The 16,840-nt window shown below is 74.3% G+C and carries 13 protein-coding genes; 11 read left to right on the top strand and 2 right to left on the bottom strand.

The annotated features are described in order from the left end of the window. Positions 1-162: 162 nt before the first annotated feature. The 5 genes from AMK16_RS14875 to AMK16_RS14855 all read left to right on the top strand — a co-directional run bounded on the left by AMK16_RS14875 (position 163) and on the right by AMK16_RS14855 (position 7,879). Positions 163-1,008 carry a helix-turn-helix domain-containing protein gene (locus tag AMK16_RS14875; RefSeq protein ID WP_073914739.1) on the top strand — a complete coding sequence of 282 codons (846 nt, stop codon included), beginning with the start codon at positions 163-165 and terminating at the stop codon, positions 1,006-1,008. Next, complete coding sequence (locus tag AMK16_RS14870; protein WP_073914737.1) at positions 971-1,231, top strand: DUF397 domain-containing protein; 261 nt, start codon at positions 971-973, stop codon at positions 1,229-1,231. Before AMK16_RS14875 ends, AMK16_RS14870 begins: the two co-directional genes overlap by 38 nt. A gap of 30 nt (positions 1,232-1,261) precedes the next feature. Next, complete coding sequence (locus tag AMK16_RS37205) at positions 1,262-3,502, top strand: serine/threonine-protein kinase (RefSeq protein WP_073914734.1); 2,241 nt, start codon at positions 1,262-1,264, stop codon at positions 3,500-3,502. Between the two features lie 985 nt (positions 3,503-4,487). Further along, positions 4,488-6,620 (top strand): acyl-CoA dehydrogenase, encoded by a 2,133-nt coding sequence (locus AMK16_RS14860; RefSeq protein WP_073914733.1) that lies wholly within the window; start codon positions 4,488-4,490, stop codon positions 6,618-6,620. Positions 6,621-6,685: 65 nt separating this feature from the next. Further along, positions 6,686-7,879, top strand: a complete 1,194-nt coding sequence (locus AMK16_RS14855; RefSeq protein ID WP_073914730.1) for a lipid-transfer protein — start codon at positions 6,686-6,688, stop codon at positions 7,877-7,879. Positions 7,880-8,267: 388 nt separating this feature from the next. Here AMK16_RS14855 and AMK16_RS14850 read toward each other — a convergent pair whose 3' ends face one another. Beyond that, the gene (locus AMK16_RS14850) at positions 8,268-8,627 is read right to left on the bottom strand and encodes a DNA-binding response regulator (RefSeq protein ID WP_242438766.1); all 360 of its coding nucleotides are present in this window, start codon (positions 8,625-8,627) and stop codon (positions 8,268-8,270) included. Between the two features lie 245 nt (positions 8,628-8,872). Here AMK16_RS14850 and AMK16_RS14845 point away from each other — a divergent pair, with 245 nt between their 5' ends. The 3 genes from AMK16_RS14845 to AMK16_RS14835 all read left to right on the top strand — a co-directional run bounded on the left by AMK16_RS14845 (position 8,873) and on the right by AMK16_RS14835 (position 11,928). After that, positions 8,873-9,727, top strand: a complete 855-nt coding sequence (locus tag AMK16_RS14845) for a MaoC/PaaZ C-terminal domain-containing protein (RefSeq protein ID WP_073914729.1) — start codon at positions 8,873-8,875, stop codon at positions 9,725-9,727. 159 nt (positions 9,728-9,886) lie between these two features. Further along, a complete protein-coding gene (locus tag AMK16_RS14840; RefSeq protein WP_073914726.1) occupies positions 9,887-10,963 on the top strand; it encodes a Zn-dependent alcohol dehydrogenase in 1,077 nt (358 codons plus the stop codon). 23 nt (positions 10,964-10,986) lie between these two features. Continuing rightward, the gene (locus AMK16_RS14835; RefSeq protein WP_073914725.1) at positions 10,987-11,928 is read left to right on the top strand and encodes a 3-oxoacyl-ACP reductase; all 942 of its coding nucleotides are present in this window, start codon (positions 10,987-10,989) and stop codon (positions 11,926-11,928) included. A gap of 120 nt (positions 11,929-12,048) precedes the next feature. Here the strand turns inward: AMK16_RS14835 and AMK16_RS14830 are convergent, their stop codons facing one another. Then, positions 12,049-13,140, bottom strand: a complete 1,092-nt coding sequence (locus tag AMK16_RS14830) for a hypothetical protein (RefSeq protein WP_073914722.1) — start codon at positions 13,138-13,140, stop codon at positions 12,049-12,051. 608 nt (positions 13,141-13,748) lie between these two features. On the opposite strand from AMK16_RS14830, the gene AMK16_RS14825 reads away from it, so the two are divergent. From AMK16_RS14825 to AMK16_RS14815, 3 genes are read left to right on the top strand one after another with little or no spacing between them, the layout of a single operon-like run. Beyond that, positions 13,749-14,615 (top strand): Nif3-like dinuclear metal center hexameric protein, encoded by an 867-nt coding sequence (locus AMK16_RS14825; protein ID WP_073914721.1) that lies wholly within the window; start codon positions 13,749-13,751, stop codon positions 14,613-14,615. Continuing rightward, a complete protein-coding gene (locus AMK16_RS14820) occupies positions 14,612-15,355 on the top strand; it encodes a zinc ribbon domain-containing protein (RefSeq protein WP_199885460.1) in 744 nt (247 codons plus the stop codon). The genes AMK16_RS14825 and AMK16_RS14820 overlap by 4 nt, the downstream gene beginning before the upstream one ends. Beyond that, positions 15,355-16,839, top strand: coding sequence for a bifunctional RNase H/acid phosphatase (locus AMK16_RS14815; RefSeq protein ID WP_073914717.1), 1,485 nt, complete (start codon positions 15,355-15,357; stop codon positions 16,837-16,839). Before AMK16_RS14820 ends, AMK16_RS14815 begins: the two co-directional genes overlap by 1 nt. Position 16,840: the final 1 nt, after the last annotated feature.

The raw sequence follows: 16,840 nt of genomic DNA, 5'->3' as shown, positions 1-16,840 counted from the left end.
CCGAGTGCTCACCGACGGTGAAGTCCATCCGGTAGCTGTCGCCCATACCCGCCGGTGAGAGTTCAGTTGCATGATTCATCTCACCGGGATGGAGTCGGATGGTTACGCTCGGCTACGGGGTGAACGAATGCCGCACCGCGCGAACTTGGGGGTGACCGCCTCATGGTCAACATCCGCGACCTCGATCCCGGCGCCTCGCCGCTGGACTACTACGGCTCCGAACTGCGCCGCCTGAGGGAGGAGGCGGGACTGAGCCAGGGCGCGCTCGGAGCCATCGTCTTCTGCACGGGTTCGCTGATCGGCCAGATCGAGACGGCCAGGAGGGTACCCACGCGCGACTTCTCCGAGCGGGTGGACGCGGCACTGGGCACGGGCGGGGTCTTCTCCCGGCTGGCCGGACTGGTGCTGAGGAGCCAGCTGCCGACCTGGTTCCAGGCGTACGCGGAGATGGAGGCGAAGGCGGCGTACATCTCGTCGTACCAGGCTCAGTTGGTGGATGGCTTGTTGCAGACGGAGGAATACGCGCGGGCCGTGCTGAGCGTGAGGAACGAGGAGAACCTCGACGCGAAGGTGGCTGCCCGGATGGAGCGACAGCGCATCCTCGACCGCGAGCAGCCGCCGCCGAGTTGGGTGGTGCTGAGCGAGGCCGCTATTCGCCAGGAAATCGGAGGCCGGGAGGTCATGCGGGACCAGCTTGCCCACCTGCTGGCAATGCGGGGGAGGGAGTGGGTGCAGGTGCAGATCCTCCCCTTCGGGGCCGGGGCACATGCGGGGCTCATGGGCTCGTTCAACCTTCTGCGATTCGAGGGCAACCCCGACGTGGTCTACACCGAGGACTTCATCCAGGGCCATATGACGGCCAATCCGCAAGCAGTCAGGGAGGGTTCGCTCCGATACGATCACTTGCAGGCTGCCGCGCTCTCGGTGGAGGACTCCGCGGCACTGATCGCCCGCGTAGTGGAGGAGCGTTATGGACATCCAGAACCTGACGGGCGCACGCTGGCGTAAGTCCTCGTACAGCGGCGACACCGGCGGCCAGTGCGTCGAGTGCGCCCCCCTCGGCGCAGCCTGGCGCAAGTCCTCGTACAGCGGCGACACGGGCGGCGACTGCGTCGAGGTCGCCGTGTTGGCGGCCCGGGTCGCCGTGCGGGATTCCAAGGACCCCGACGGTCCCGTCTTCGTCGTCGGTTCGGCCGCATTCGCCAAGTTCGTCGGGGCCGTCTCTGTATGATCCGCCCCTACTCGGGGGAAGGGCGGGGGCATGGAGCACGTAGGGCCGGCCGGGCCGACGCACGTGGGGCCGTTCAAGGTGGTCGGCGTGCTCGGGCAGGGTGGGATGGGACGGGTGCTGCTGGGCGCCGGGCCGGACGGACGGCTCGTCGCCGTCAAGCAGGTGCTCGCGCACTACGCCGACGACGAGGGCTTCCGGGCCCGTTTCCGCCGCGAGGTGGCCGCCTCGCGCAAGGTGTCCGGTGCCTATACGGCGGCGGTGATGGATGCCGATGCGGATGCCCCTACGCCCTGGCTGGCCTCGGTGTTCGTGGCCGGGCCCTCGCTCGGCGCCGTCGTGGAGGCGGCCGGGGTGCTGCCGGAGGACGTCGTACGCCGGGTCGCGGCCGGGCTGGCCTCCGCCTTGGCCGAGATCCACCGGGCCGGGTTGGTCCACCGCGACCTGAAGCCCGACAACGTACTGCTCGCCGAGGACGGCGTACGGGTCATCGACCTCGGCATCGCGCGGGCGGCGGGGCCGGGGGCCGAGGGGGACACCGGGCTGACGCGCACCGGCTGGGTCGTCGGCTCGCCGGCGTACATGTCGCCCGAGCAGGCCGAGGGGAAGCCGCTCACCCCGGCCAGTGACGTCTTCTCGCTCGGCTCCGTGCTGGTCATGGCCGTGACCGGCCGCAGTCCGTTCGCGGGATCCTCGACCCTCCAGACGCTGTACGACGTGGTGCACGCCGAACCGGATCTCGCCGGGCTGCCGGCGGGGCTGCGCGGCCTGGTCGAGCGCTGCCTGGCCAAGGACCCGGCGGCCCGGCCCTCCCCGGGGCACCTGCGTGAGCTGATCGGTCCGGTCGCCCCGGCCGGGCGGCAGTGGCCGGCTGCCGTCTACGGGATGCTCGCCGAGCAGCGGGCGGACATCGACCGGCTGCTCGGCGAAGGCCCGGTCGACCTGGCGGTGCGGGCGGGCGAGGAGCCGCCCCCGGCGACCGGTGATCCCGCCCCGAGGTCGGAGTACGGCTTGGCGGCCGAGCGTGGCCTGGCGGCGGAGACCGGTCCGGTGGCCGAGCGTGTCCTTGGGGCCGAGTCCGGCTTGGTGGCCGAGCGTGTCCTTGCGGCCGAGTCCGGTTTGGTGGCCCAGTCCGGCCTTGCGGCGGAGACCGGTCCGGTGGCCGAGTCTGGCCTTGCGGCCGGGTCCGGTTTGGTGGCCCAGTCCGGCCCTGTAGCCGAGTCCGCCCCGGCGGCTGGGAGTTGCGACCCTGCGCCAGGGACGCTTGACCCGGCCCGGGGGTCGGGGCCCAGGGCGGGAGTCTTTGGTTCGGTCCCGGATCCGGGACGGGTGGCCTCAGCCCTTGCGCCCGGGCAGGGGGCTGGAGCTCCTCACCTGGCCCCCGAGCCCGGGCAGGTGGCCGTTTCCTCCGAGCCGGTCCCCGCGGCCGCCCCGGTGCCCGGCGGCCCCGGCCAGGCGCCCACGCCTCGTCCGGCTCCCGAGCCGGCGCCGGCGCCGGCGGATCCGGCCTCGCGGTCCGGATTCCCCGGGCCGTCCGCCGAGCGGGAGACCAGGGACGCGACCCCGGGCCCTGCCCCGGAGGCGCAGGCGCAGGGGCAGGGGCAGGGGCAGAGGAAGGACCGGGCCGACATCGGTGACGCCGCCTCCGACGCGGGCGGTGGGCGGGGGCTCGGGGCGGGGGGCCCGGCGGTTCCGCCCGTCCCCGGGCAGGCGCCCCGCGGCGCCGTGTGGCACGTTCCGCGCAGGGTCGCGGCCCTGGCTGCCGCCGGTGTGCTGCTGGTGGCCGCCGCCGGGACGGTGGCGTACGTACGGCACCGGATGAACACCCCCATCGCCTATACGGCCGTCCCGACCTGCCAGGAGGCGGGCCGCACCATGCCGTTGGACCTCCGCTCGCCGACGCGCGACACCGTCGCCGAGGACAGCCGGGGCATCCGGACGGGCTGCAACTGGGACGGCCTTGGCCTGCCCACCGCGCCGGCCGCGCTCGTGCGGTGGGACCTGGCCCTCGGCGGGGACGCGGCGCGCAACGCGGCCGCGCAGCGCGAACGTTTCCGCGTGAACGCGGCTGAGGGAAGGAAGACGAGCGGGCTCGGCCTCGGCACCGAGGCGTACTGGGGGCCGCTCGGGCTCGACTGGAGCTGCGTCCTCGCCGTCCGCGAGGGCAACCTCTCCGTCTGGGTGGGCCTCCAGGCGTCCTCGTACTCCTCCGCGGCCTGCGAGACGAAGGCGAAGGAGGTCGCCCGGGCCGCGTTCAAGGCCGCGACCCGCTGACTGCGGGGAGCCGGCCGAACAGGGCGCCAGGGCGCCCTGCCAGTGAGCGGGCAGGGGCCAGTCGCCGCGCCGCCAAAGTGCCGAACGCGAGGGCGCCATGCAACTGGGCGGCGCGGCCTGCGGCGCGGCCCGGCGCGGCCTGCGGCTCCGTGCTCAGGGTTCCGTACCCGGCTCCGCCACGCGGTGCGTGCTGCTCGCACCGCAGGTCTGGCAGACCATCCACTCGCGCAGCCCGCCGTCAGCCGCCCTCCGGCCCGCTCGCGACGGCGGAGTCCTCCTCACCGCGAGAAGAGGCAGCGGGCGTCGTCGCCTCCAGGCGCCGCATCGGCCGCAGCGGCGTACCGTCCTCCCGGCGGTGGCCCCAGCCAGTCGCAGCCGGGGCACTGCCACCACAGCTTCGGTCCCGGTGCCGGGCCGTACCCGCCCCACCGGTCGCGGCGGTGCGCACCGTCAGGGCAGGCAGCGCGCACCCGTCCTACCGGTTGCGGCGGTGCATACCGTCAGGGCGGGCAGCGCGCACCCGTCCTACCGGTTGCGGCGGTGCATACCGTCAGGGCGGGCAGCGCGCACCCGTCCTACCGGTTGCGGCGGTGCGCACCGTCAGGGCGGGCAGCGCGCACCCGTCCTACCGGTTGCGGCGGTGCGCACCGTCAGGGCGGGCAGCGCGCACCCGTCCTACCGGTTGCGGCGGTGCGCACCGTCAGGGCGGCAGCGCGCACCCGCCCCGCCGGTCGCGGCGGTGCGCACCGTCAGAGCGGACCGCGCGCACCCGCACCCCGGGCACGCGGGAACGTTCGTGACCGGAGCACCCCTTCCTCGCCCGTGCCCGGCGCGGCCGGCCGGCAGCTCACCACGAACCAGGCAAGGCTGGGCGCTGCGGCAAGACCCCCCTGAGGCAAGACCCGGCCGCGGCCCCGAGCCGCAGCGCGAGGAACACCCGCACCTGACCTTCCGTCAGATTGGAACGTGTTCTAGTCTGCCGCGCATGGGCATCGGAATCACGCAAGAACAGCGGGAGTTGGCCGAGGCCGTGCGCGGCTGGGTGGCGCGGGCCGTGCCGCCCGCAGAGGTGCGCAAGCTGCTCGACACCCCGCCGCGGACCGGGGCCCGGCCCGCCTACTGGGACGCCATGGCCACCCAGGGGCTGCTGGAGCCGCACCTGGAGGGCGGGACCCTGCTCGATCTCGCCGTCGTCGTCGAGGAGGCCGCGCGGGCGGCGCTGCCCGGCGCGTACCTGCCGAGCGCGCTCGCCTCGGTCCTGCTGGACCGGGCCGGGGCGCAGCCCCTGGGCGGCCGGGTCGGTGCGGTCGCCCTCGGCGCCGGCAGTCTCACGGCCGTCGCCGTGGAGGGCGGCCGGTACCTGCTGGACGGCCTCGCGCCCCCGGTGCTCGGCGCCGGCGAGGCCGATCTGGTCCTGCTGGCCGCCGAGGCCGCGCACGGCACCCGCTGGTTCGCCGTCGACGCCGACGCGCTGGACATCCGTACGCACGAGAGCGCCGATCCGACCCGCCCCACCGCCGAAGTGCGGGCGCGCGGGGTCACCACCGCCCCCGACCGGCTGCTGGAGCTGGACGCGGCGCTGGTCCGGGACCTGGCCTGCACGCTGTTCGCCGCCGACGCCTGCGGCACCGCCGCCTGGGCGCTGCACACCGCGGCCGAATACGCCAAGGTCCGCGAGCAGTTCGGGCGGCCCATCGGGCGGTTCCAGGGCGTCAAGCACCTGTGCGCCGACATGCTGGTCCGGCTCGAACAGGCCCGGGCCCTGGCCTGGGACGCCGCCCGGGCGATGGAGGAGCCCGCCGAGGTGCGCTCGCTGGTCGCCGCCCTCGCGGCCGGAACCGCGCTCGACGCCGCCGCCTCCTGCGCCAAGGACTGCATCCAGATCCTCGGCGGCATCGGCTTCACCTGGGAGCACGACGCCCACGTCTACCTGCGCCGGGCCCTGGTCGCCCGCCAGCTGCTGGGCCCCGGGGACGGCCACCGCGTACGGGCCGTGCGCCTCGCGGCCGCGGGCGCCCGCCGCGAACTGCGCCTGGACCTGCCCGCCGGGGCCGAGACGTACCGGGCGAAGGCCCGCGCCGTCATCGCGGACGCACACGGGCTCGACCCGGCGGCCGCCCGGCGGATCCTGGCCCCGACCGGCTACGCGGCCCCCCACCTGCCGTCGCCCTATGGCCTGGGAGCCGGGCCCGTCGAGCAGCTCGTCGTCCAGCAGGAACTGCGGGCGGCCGGGGTCAAGGTCGCCGACCTGGGCATCGCCACCTGGGTGGTGCCCTCACTGCTCGCGTACGGGACGCCCTCGCAGCGCGAGACCTACCTCCTGCCCACGCTGCGCGGGGAGCTGTCCTGGTGCCAGCTCTTCTCGGAGCCGGACGCGGGTTCGGACCTGGCCTCGCTGCGGACGAGGGCCGAACGGACCGCGGACGGTACCTGGAGGGTCAACGGGCAGAAGGTGTGGACGAGTTCCGCCCACACGGCGGATTTCGGGATCCTGCTCGCCCGCACCGACCCGGCCGCCCCCAAGCACAAGGGGCTCGGCTACTTCATCGTCGACATGAAGAACACCCCCGGGATAGACATCCGCCCCCTCAGGGAGATCACCGGGGAGGCCCTCTTCAACGAGGTGTACTTCGACGACGCGGAGCTCCCGGCGGACGCGCTCGTCGGCGCGGCGGACGACGGCTGGAGGGTCGCCCGCCACACCCTCGGCAACGAGCGGGTCCACATGGCCGACCAGATGACCTTCGACACCGGCCTGGAGGCGCTGATCGCCCGCTCCGCCGGCCTCGACGGCGCTCACCGGTCCCGGATCGGCGCGCTGGCCGCCGAGGCGCATGCCCTGGCCTGCATCGGCCTGCGCACCACGCTCCGGCAGGTGTCGGGGCTGGAGCCGGGTGCGGGCGCCTCCGTACGCAAACTCCTGCAGACCCCGCACCAGCAGCGGACCGCCGAGCTCGCCCTCGAACTGCTCGGCCCGGCCGGTGCGGTGTGCGAGGGGGCGGGGGAGCGGGCGGTGCACGGGATGCTCATGTCCCGCTGCCTGACCATCGCCGGGGGCACCACGCAGGTCCAGCTCAACGTCGTCGCCGAGCGGATCCTCGGCCTTCCCAGAGACTGACGGAAGCGACGGAAGTGACGCAAGTGACGGAAGTGATGGAACTGACGGATGGGGAGTTGTCGGGCATGAAGTCACGCAAGTCGTACATCGTGGGCGTCGGCATGACGAAGTTCGAGAAGCCGGAGTCGAGGGACTGGCAGTACTGGGACATGGCGAAGGAGGCCGGTTCCGCGGCGCTGGCGGACGCGGGCGTGGACTACGGGCTGGTCGAGCAGGTTCCGGTGGGCTACTGCTTCCAGGCCTCCACGGCCGGCCAGCGGGCCGTGTACGAGCTGGGGCTGAGCGGGGTCCCGGTCTACAACGTCAACAACAACTGCGCGACGGGCTCCACGGCGCTGATGATGGCGCGGCAGTTCGTGGAGGGCGGCATCAACGACTGCGTGCTCGCCCTGGGCTTCGAGAAGATGAAGAGGGGCGCGCTGGGCGGCGGGGCCGGGGGCGGCGACTTCACGACCTCGCCCGTGGCCCGGCACTACGGGATCATGGCGGCCGGGCACGGCTTCGAGATGTCCCCGCCGACCGCGCAGATCTTCGGGAACGCGGCGCGCGAACACATGGAGCGGTACGGGACCACGGTCGCGCAGCTGGCGGCGGTGGCCGCGAAGAACCACCGGCACTCGGCGGACAATCCGAACGCGCAGTTCCAGGACGTGTACTCGGTGGAGGAGATCCTCGCGGCGAAGCCGATCCACGAGCCGCTCACCAAACTCCAGTGCTCGCCGACCTCGGACGGGGCGGCCGCCGCGCTGGTGGTCTCGGAGCGGTTCCTCGTCCGGCACGGGCTGCACGACAAGGCGGTCGAGATCCTCGCGCAGTCGATGACGACGGACACCGCGGCGAGTTTCGGCGGTTCGTGCATCGACGTGGTCGGCAAGCCGATGACGGCGGCCGCGGCGCGCGCGGTGTACGAGGCGTCCGGGCTCGGCATCGAGGACGTCGACGTGATCGAACTGCACGACTGCTTCTCCGTGAACGAGCTGCTGACCTACGAGGCGCTGGGCATGTGCGCGGACGGGGCCTCCGGGAAGCTGGTGGAGAGCGGCGCGACGACCTACGGCGGGCGGTGGGTGGTCAACCCGTCGGGCGGGCTGATCTCGAAGGGCCATCCGCTGGGAGCGACGGGGCTGGCGCAGGCGGCGGAACTGGTGTGGCAGCTGCGGGGTGAGGCGGGGCCGCGGCAGGTCCCCGGGGCGGGGGTGGGCCTCGCGCACAACATCGGGCTGGGCGGGGCGGCGGTGGTGACCCTCCTGCGTCGCTAGCCTCCCGGCGGGGTGGCGGGGGTCCCGTGGCTCCGCCCCGGCGGCACGGCCCCTGCCCCCTGGGCTCTCGGGGCCGCGCCACCACTGCCGGGCTGCGCCCGGACCCCCTACGGCGCTCCGCGCCCGCGCCTCAATCGCCGGCGGGGCTGGTTTTGGTTTGGGCTGGCGTGTTGTCGCTGTGGGGGTTGTGTTCCGGGTCCCTGCACGGCGCTTCGCGCCCGCGCCTCAATCGCCGGCGGGGCTGGTTTTTGGTTCGGGCTGGCGTGTTGTCGCTGCGGGGGTTGCGCCCCGGGTCCCTGCACGGCGCTTCGCGCCCGCGCCTCAATCGCCGGCGGGGCTGGACCTGGCCCGGGCTTGCGTGTCCCCCGCCGTGGAGCCGGAGGCCCGGTCACGGGGGCGACAGGGACGGGTCGATCACCGTTTCGCCGCGGGAGGCTCGGCGGACGGCCTCGGCCAGGTCCTCGATCGGGCCGTCCCGCAGGACCAGCCCCACCGCCCCCGCCGCGAGCACCGCCGCCCGCAGGCCCGGGTGCGCCGAGCCCGTCATGACCAGCACCCGGCACTCCGGATCGTCCGCCAGCAGCGCCGGCACCGCCCCGGCATCCTCGACCAGCGCCACCGCCGGGCGCAGCAGCGCCGAGGATACGACCTCGATGTCCGGCTGCAGGCCGAGCCGGAACGCCAGGGCCGGATCGGGCGGCTCCAGCAGCACCCGAAGGGACCTGGCCGGGCGGTGATCCACGGGCATTTCGTCCACCCGCCCAGCGTAGGCGCCCGGGCCGCGCGCGGCGCGCCGGACGCCGCGCCGGAAACGGATCTGACGTGAGGTCAGCAGTCTTCCCAACTGGTGGGGCGTGCGTTATACATTCCTTCACCGGCCCTAGAACGCGTTCTAGAACGGACCCTGGGTGCCGGTCCGCATACGACCTCGGTGCGGCCGACGGTGCGGACGGCCGCACCGAGGTCTTCCACAGGACAAGGAGCAGCATCCTCATGCCGATCGATGCCGCCAGGGCCCTCGCCGCCGACCCCCGCCCGGGGGACATCGACTGGGACCACAAGGACATCCAGCTGTACCACCTCGGCCTCGGCGCGGGCCTTCCGGCCACCGACCCCGATGAGCTGCGCTACACCCTGGAGTCCAGGCTGCACGTCCTGCCCAGCTTCGCGACCGTCGCCGGCGCCGGCATGGCCATGCTGGGCGGCCTCTCCGCGCCCGGGATCGACGTCGACCTCGCCGCCGTCCTGCACGGCGGCCACTCCCTCGTGCTGCACCGGCCCATTCCCGTCAAGGGCCACGCCACCTCCAGCTCCAGGGTCGCCGCCGTCTACGACAAGGGCAAGGCGGCCGTGATCGTGCTGCGCTCCGAGGTCGCGGACGCCGACGGGCCGCTGTGGACCAGCGACGCGCAGATCTTCGTACGCGGAGAGGGCGGCTTCGGCGGCGAGCGCGGCCCCTCCGCCCGGGAGGAACTGCCCGGGCGGGCGCCCGACCGCACCGAGGAGCGGCACATCCGCGAGGAGCAGGCGCTCCTCTACCGCCTCTCCGGCGACTGGAACCCCCTGCACGCCGACCCGGAGTTCGCCAAACTCGCCGGATTCGACAGGCCCATCCTGCACGGCCTGTGCTCGTACGGGATGACCCTCAAGGCCGTCGTCGACACGGCCCTCGGCGGGGACGTGTCCCGGGTCCGCGCCTACCGCACGCGCTTCGCCGGGATCGTCTTCCCCGGCGAGACGCTGCGCATCCGGATGTGGCAGGAGACCGGCCGCGTCCTGGTGTCGGTGACCGCCGTCGAACGGGACGACGCACCGGTCCTCGCCGACACCGTCGTCGAACACGTCTGAGACCGGGCCGCCCGCACGGGACCACCGGGACGGCGATTCCACCGGCACGGCCAGACCACCGTGACCGAGAGAGCGCGAGACCGAGAGAGCACGAGACCGAGAGAGCACGAGACCGAGAGAGCGCGAGACCGCGAGACCCAGATCCCAAGGAGCCGCACCGTGCGCGCAGCACTGCAGAGCGAGATCGGCCAGGACAAGCTCGAAGTCGTCGACGACATGGAGGCCGTCGGCCTCGGACCCGACAAGGTGAAGATCCGGATCAAGGCCACCGGCCTGTGCCACTCGGACCTCTCCGCGATGAGCGGCGTGCTGCCCCAGCCCGCCCCCTTCGTCCCCGGCCACGAGGGCTCCGGCGTCATCTCGGACGTCGGCGACGGGGTCACCCACCTCCACCAGGGCGACCGGGTCCTCGTCTGCTGGCTGCCTCCGTGCGGCCGCTGTCCCTCCTGCAGGCGCGGCCAGGGCCACCTGTGTCTGGAGAGCCTGGTCAACGCGGGCACCCCCAACTTCCGGCGCGCGGGCGGCGACATCTTCGGCTTCGCCGCGACCGGCACCTTCGCCGAGGAACTCGTCGTCGACGCCGCGTGCGCGGTGCCGATCCCGGACGACGTGCCCTTCGACATCGCCGCGCTCATCGGGTGCGGCGTGACCACCGGCCTGGGAGCGGCCATCAACACCGCCCAGGTCGCGGCGGGTTCCTCGGTGGCCGTCATCGGCTGCGGCGGCGTCGGCATGTCCGTGATCCAGGGCGCCAAGGTCCAGGGCGCCGCGCAGATCGTCGCCGTCGACCCGGTGGAATCCCGGCGCGGCGCGGCGCTGCGCTTCGGGGCCACCGAGGCGGTCGCGCCCGACGCCTTCGACGACGCCAGGAACCGCATCACCGGCGGAGAGGGCTTCGACTACGTCTTCGAGGTGGTCGGCAAGTCCGTCACCGCCCAGACCGCCTACAAGATGACCCGGCGCGGCGGCACCGTGTGCGTGGTCGGCGCCGGCGCGATGGACGACACCTTCCAGATCGACATGTTCTCGCTCTTCTTCGACGAGAAGAAGATCCTCCCCTCGATGTACGGAGGCGGGGACGTACTGCGGTCCTACGAGCGCACCATCGCGCTGTGGCGGGCCGGCCGGGTGGACCTGGCGGGCCTGATCACGCACCGGGTGCAGCTCGCCGAGATCAACGACGCCCTCGACCAGATGCGTACGGGCGTGGCCCTGCGCACCTGCATCGAACTCTGACCGCTCTGAGAGGAATCCCGTACATGTCGCTCCCACTTGAGGGACTCTCCGCCATCGTCACGGGCGCGGGCCGCGGACTGGGCCGGGCCGAGGCGATCGAGCTCGCGCGGCTCGGCGCGGGCGTCGTCGTCAACGACTTCGGGCAGCCCGGCCGGGACGGCTCGGGGGAGGCCTCGGCGGCCCCGGCGCAGGAGGTGGCCGAGGAGATCCGCGCCGCGGGCGGGCAGGCGGTCGCGCACCTGGGCGACGTGGCCGACTTCGCGCAGGCGCGCGAGCTGGTCGAGCTGGCCGTGAGTCACTTCGGAAAGCTCGACGTCCTCGTCAACAATGCCGGCATCCTGCGCGACCGGATGGTCTTCTCGATGTCCGAGGAGGAATGGGACTCGGTGATCCGGGTCCACCTCAAGGGCCACTTCAACACCACCCGTTTCGCGTCCGCGCACTGGCGCGAGCGGTCGAAGGCGGCGGGCGGACCGGTCCACGGCCGGATCGTCAACACCTCCTCCGAAGCCTTCCTCGGCGGCTCGGCCGGCCAGCCCAACTACGCCGCGGCCAAGGGCGGCATCGTGGGTCTGACGACCTCGACCGCACTGGCCCTGGCGAAGTACGGCGTGACGGCCAACGCCATCTGTCCGCGCGCCCGCACCCGGATGACCGAGGACGTCTTCGCCGGTTTCCAGGTCCCGCAGGAGGGCAAGCTGGACGCCCTGGCCCCCGAACACGTCGCCCCGCTGGTCGGCTACCTGGCCTCGCCCGCCTCGGCCCGGGCCAACGGTCAGCTGTTCGTCGTGCACGGCGGGATCGTCGTCGTGATGGAACGCCCCCGGGTGGCGGCGAAGTTCGACACGACCAAGGAGGCGTTCTCCTACGAGGAGCTCGACGAGGTCCTGACCCCGCACTACGACGCCCGCCCGGACGGCGAGACCTTCGCCGCGACCGAGGTCCTGGGCTTCACGCACGACTGACCTCGGCTGCGCGAGCACGACTGACGGCGGCTGCGCGAGCAGGACCAACAGCGCCTGCGCGAGCGCGACCGGCGGCGGTGTCGCGGCGCGCGGCGCCCCGGCGGTCCCCGCCGCCCGGTGTCACCGCAGCGGCGCCTGCTGCAGCGGCACCGGGCGCGGCGCCGTCGCGGGCGGCGGGTCCAGGCGGACGGGCGGGAGAGGAGAGGCCGGCCGGCCCAGGCCGAAGATCCCGCAGGGGACCTCCGGGGTGGCGTACGGCAGGTGCAGGCGCCCGTCGGCGGTCCACCGGCCCGTCCCGCCGAGCCAGCCCGCGGGCGCCCCGAGCCGGAAGACCCGGCGTTCGGCCGGGCGCCACAGGGCGAGGCCGGCTTCGCCCAGCCGCAGCGCGACCCCGCAGCTTTCCGGCATCAGCGCCTGACCCGGCTGGACCGCGAACGGGTGTGCGTCCGCCAGTCGCAGGCACTCCGGGAAACGCACGGGCAGGGAGCTGCCGAGCACCCCCCAGCCGATGCGCTCCTCGCCCGGTGCGTCCGAGCGGATCAGCAGCAGCCCGCTGTCCGGGTCCGCCAGCAGCAGGCGGTCGTCACTGTCCTCGGCGATCTGCAGGAGCGGCGAGACCTCCCCGCCGCGGCCGAGGTCCACGACGACGGCCTTGACGGTCCCTTGCAGCTCCCGGTCCAGGGCCAGCAGCCGGGTCGTCCGGTCCAGCCACACGCCGCCCGAGCAGCGGCCCGGGATCCGGGCGACCGGCTCCGGCCCGGAGGTCCCGCCTGCCACCCGCCAGACGGTGGTCGCGCTGTCGGCCACGGCCAGCGCGAAGGCGCCGTGCCCGTCCGGGGCGGGCGGCAGCAGGCGCACCCGCACGTCCCCGCCGCCCTCGGCGCCGCCCTCGTGCCCCTCCACTGCGCCCAGCTGGAGCTCGCCGGTGCGCGGGCCGGTCGGGGCACCCGTCGGGTACAGCAGCGCGAAGGCGTGCCGCCCCGCGACCCGCCGGTGGATCAGGACCCGCCCGTCGGCCAGCGGCAGCAGCTCGCTGTCGGCCTCCTCGGGCTGCGCGAGCGGCAGCGGTACGGCGTACGCCTCGGGGCCGGCCAGGGTCCAGCGCTCCGCGTAGCGCGCCTCGCCCTCCCCGGCGAGCCGGGCCGCGTACGACCCGTCCGCGGAGATCGTGAACGGGGCCGTGGTCGTCATCTCGATGGCACAGACAGTCATCCGGGCCGTCACCTCCGGTGAGGAAGCTAGTTTTCGCACGTCACGCCGAGCGGCACGACCTTCCCGGCTTCACACGTACGGGTGGCCGGACGGCGATTCGCCTGTGCGGAAGCCGGCGATTGTGCTGTGCGATATCGGGGCGTTTGGGGTGGAGGTGCGGGTGCGGCGCGGCCCGGCGGAGGCGTCCCCGGACAGGCCCGGGGACCCAGGCCCGGCGTGACGACCGAAGATGAGGTCCCAGGCGACATCCGCACCGGCCCGGCCGCGCACCCTCGGACCCTCGACCGACTGGGACGGGTGCCCCGGGCCCGTGGCCGTCCCGGCCGCGGTGGGTGCCCCCGGGGCACTTGCCCGGGCCGGGCCTGTGTCCCCCGGTCCTGGGCGTTTCGGCCGGCTGCCGGCGGGCTTTTGTCCGTGGGCCTCGGGCCCGTGCTCAGGTGGGGCGGGTGCCCCGGGCCCTTGACCGGCCGGGGCGGGCGTCCCCGGGTCCCTTGACCGTCCCGGCCGCGCGCCCCCGGGCCCTCGACCGGGCCGGCCGGGTGCCCCGGGGCCGTTGCCGACCGGTCGTGGGGCCAAGGGGTGGTCGCCGCGGACGGTAGCCTTGGCCCGTGCCCCGTCTCTCTGAAGTCATCGCAGCGCTGGACGCCCTCTGGCCCCCCTCGCGGGCCGAGCAGTGGGATGCCGTCGGTACCGTCTGCGGCGACCCCGGCGCCGAGGTCTCCCGGGTCCTGTTCGCCGTGGACCCGGTGCAGGAGATCGTCGACGAAGCCCTGAAGCTGGGCGCCGACCTGATCGTCACGCACCACCCGCTCTACCTGCGCGGCACCACCACCGTCGAGGCCGGCACCTTCAAGGGCCGGGTCGTGCACACGCTGATCAAGAACGACATCGCGCTGCACGTCGCCCACACCAACGCGGACACCGCCGACCCCGGCGTCTCCGATGCCCTGGCCGGCGCCCTTGACCTGCGCGTCACCGGCCCGCTGGTGGCCGACCCCGGCGACCCGGCCGGACGCCGCGGCCTGGGCCGGATCTGCGAGCTGGACCACCCCGAGTCCCTCCGGGAGTTCGCCGCCCGCGCCGCAGCCCGGCTTCCGGCGACCGCGCAGGGCATCCGCGTGGCGGGCGACCCGGAGGCCCTCATCCGTACCGTCGCCGTCAGCGGCGGATCCGGCGACGGCCTGTTCGACCAGGTCAGGGCTGCCGGCGTGGACGCCTTCCTGACCGCCGACCTGCGTCACCACCCGGTGTCCGAGGCCCGCGGGCAGAGCTCGCTCGCCCTCGTCGACGCCGCCCACTGGGCCACGGAGTGGCCCTGGTGCGAGCAGGCCGCCGCACAGCTCGACGCGATCTCCGAGCGCCACGGGTGGGGCCTGCGCACCCACGTCTCGCGCACGGTCACCGACCCGTGGACGGCGCACGCGCCGTCCGATGTTTCCTCATCGCCCTCTTCTATCTCAGGAGCCCCCAACTGAACGCCGAGCCCGCCGACCAGATCCGACTTCTCGACGTCCAGGCCCTGGACGTGCGGCTGTCTCAGCTCACCCACAAGCGCAAGTCGCTGCCCGAGCACACGGAGGTCGACTCGCTGGCCAAGGACCTCACCCAGCAGCGCGACCTGCTCGTCGCCGCCCAGACGCAGGCGAGCGACGCCGCCCGCGAGCAGACCAAGGCGGAGCAGGACGTCGACCAGGTGCGCCAGCGCGCGGCCCGCGACCAGCAGCGCCTGGACTCCGGCGCGGGCATCTCGGCCCGGGACCTGGCGAACCTGCAGAGCGAGGTCGTGTCCCTCGCCAAGCGGCAGGGCGACCTGGAGGACGTGGTCCTGGAGGTCATGGAGCGCCTGGAGGCCGCGCAGGAACGCGTCACCGAGCTCACCGACCGGGTCGCGGCCCTGGAGGCCAAGCTGGCCGACGCCACCGCACGCCGGGACGCCGCCACCGGCGAACTCGACGCCGAAGCCGCCAAGATCGCCAAGGACCGCGAGATCATCGTCGCGTCCATGCCGGCCGACCTGATGGCGCTCTACGAGAAGATCCGCGCCAAGCAGGGCGGGGTCGGCGCCGCGCGCCTCTACCAGCGCCGCTGCGAGGGCTGCCGGCTGGAGCTGGACATGGCCGACGTCAACGAGATCAAGGCCGCGGCCCGCGACCAGGTCGTGCGCCACGAGAACTGCGGCCGCATCCTCGTCCGTACGGCCGACTCGGGCATCTGATGCCGCGGTTCGTCGTGGAGGCGGACGGCGGCTCCCGGGGCAACCCGGGGCCCGCCGGCTACGGCGCCGTCGTCCTCGACCCGGCGACGGGCGAGACGCTGGCCGAGCGCGCCGAGTACATCGGCGTCGCGTCGAACAACGTGGCGGAGTACAAGGGCCTCATCGCCGGGCTCAAGGCGGCCCGTGACCTCGCGCCCGACGCGCAGGTCCTGGTCCGGATGGACTCCAAGCTCGTCGTCGAACAGATGTCCGGCCGCTGGAAGATCAAGCACCCGGACATGAAGCCGCTCGCCGCCGAAGCCGCCCGGATCCTGCCGCGCGCCCAGGTGACGTACGAGTGGATCCCGCGCGAGCGCAACAAGCAGGCGGACCGGCTCGCCAACGAGGCCATGGACGCCGGCAAGCGCGGCCGGCAGTGGGAGCCCGCCGACTCCACGGCCGCCCTCGACCACGGGGCCGCCCGCGCCCTGGCGACCCCGCCGGCCGCCGGCCCGCCCGGAGACGCCGCTGCGGGAGCTGCGGCCGTCCGGGCCGCCCTCGCGGCCTCGTCCGGTACGCCGGCCACCGGGCCGGGGCCCGCGGGGGCAGGGGCCGACACCCTGTTCCCGGAGCCCGGCCCCGGCGCGGCCGGCTACCCGCCCTCCGCGGCGACCGCCCCCGGCCGGGCCGCGCCCACACCCCCGGCGGCAGCCCCCGCGACCACCGCCACCGGCACGACCACGGTCACCGGCACGGCCACCGCCACCAGGACGGGCCCCGGCCCCGGCCCCGGCACCGCCACCACGACGGACAGCGGTACCGCCACCGGCACCACGCCGGCCGCGGTCCCGGTCGGCGGCACGGGCTGGGGCCCCGACATGGGCCCGCCCGCCACCTTCGTGCTGCTGCGCCACGGCGAGACCGTCCTGACTCCGCAGAAGCGTTTCTCCGGCAGCGGCGGCACCGACCCGGAGTTGTCGCCGGCCGGCCGGCGCCAGGCGTCGGCCGTGGCCGAGGCGCTGGCCGCCCGGGGCACAGTCCAGGCCGTCGTCAGCTCCCCGCTCAAGCGCTGCCGCGAGACGGCCCGGGCCGTCGCCGACCGCCTCGGCCTCACCGTCACCGTCGACGAGGGCCTGCGCGAGGTGGACTTCGGCGCCTGGGAAGGGCTGACCTTCGCCGAGGTGCGCGAGCGGTACCCGGACGACCTCCAGGCCTGGCTGGATTCCCCGAAGGCGGCCCCCACGGGCGGCGGCGAGAGCTTCACGGCCGCCACCCGCCGGATCTCGGCGACCCGCGACCGGCTGCTCGCCGCGCACGCGGGCCGCACGGTCCTGCTCGTCACCCACGTGACACCGGTCAAGATCCTGGTCCGTCTCGCCCTCGGCGCCCCGCCGGAAGCACTGTTCCGCATGGAACTCTCGGCCGCCTCCCTGTCGGCGGTGGCCTACTACGCCGACGGCAACGCCTCGGTCCGGCTGCTGAACGACACGTCTCACCTGCGCTAGT

Origin of the sequence: Streptomyces sp. CB00455, assembly GCF_001905445.1 — a bacterium.
GTDB lineage: Bacteria > Actinomycetota > Actinomycetes > Streptomycetales > Streptomycetaceae > Streptomyces.
This window is presented reverse-complemented; position numbering and strand designations above follow the sequence as displayed.

Coding starts and splice junctions, on each gene's coding strand:
- AMK16_RS14875 (WP_073914739.1), top strand. CDS start 163: ATGGTCAACATCCGCGACCTCGATCCCGGCGCCTCGCCGCTGGACTAC.
- AMK16_RS14870 (WP_073914737.1), top strand. CDS start 971: ATGGACATCCAGAACCTGACGGGCGCACGCTGGCGTAAGTCCTCGTAC.
- AMK16_RS37205 (WP_073914734.1), top strand. CDS start 1,262: ATGGAGCACGTAGGGCCGGCCGGGCCGACGCACGTGGGGCCGTTCAAG.
- AMK16_RS14860 (WP_073914733.1), top strand. CDS start 4,488: ATGGGCATCGGAATCACGCAAGAACAGCGGGAGTTGGCCGAGGCCGTG.
- AMK16_RS14855 (WP_073914730.1), top strand. CDS start 6,686: ATGAAGTCACGCAAGTCGTACATCGTGGGCGTCGGCATGACGAAGTTC.
- AMK16_RS14850 (WP_242438766.1), bottom strand. CDS start 8,627: ATGCCCGTGGATCACCGCCCGGCCAGGTCCCTTCGGGTGCTGCTGGAG.
- AMK16_RS14845 (WP_073914729.1), top strand. CDS start 8,873: ATGCCGATCGATGCCGCCAGGGCCCTCGCCGCCGACCCCCGCCCGGGG.
- AMK16_RS14835 (WP_073914725.1), top strand. CDS start 10,987: ATGTCGCTCCCACTTGAGGGACTCTCCGCCATCGTCACGGGCGCGGGC.
- AMK16_RS14830 (WP_073914722.1), bottom strand. CDS start 13,140: ATGACTGTCTGTGCCATCGAGATGACGACCACGGCCCCGTTCACGATC.
- AMK16_RS14815 (WP_073914717.1), top strand. CDS start 15,355: ATGCCGCGGTTCGTCGTGGAGGCGGACGGCGGCTCCCGGGGCAACCCG.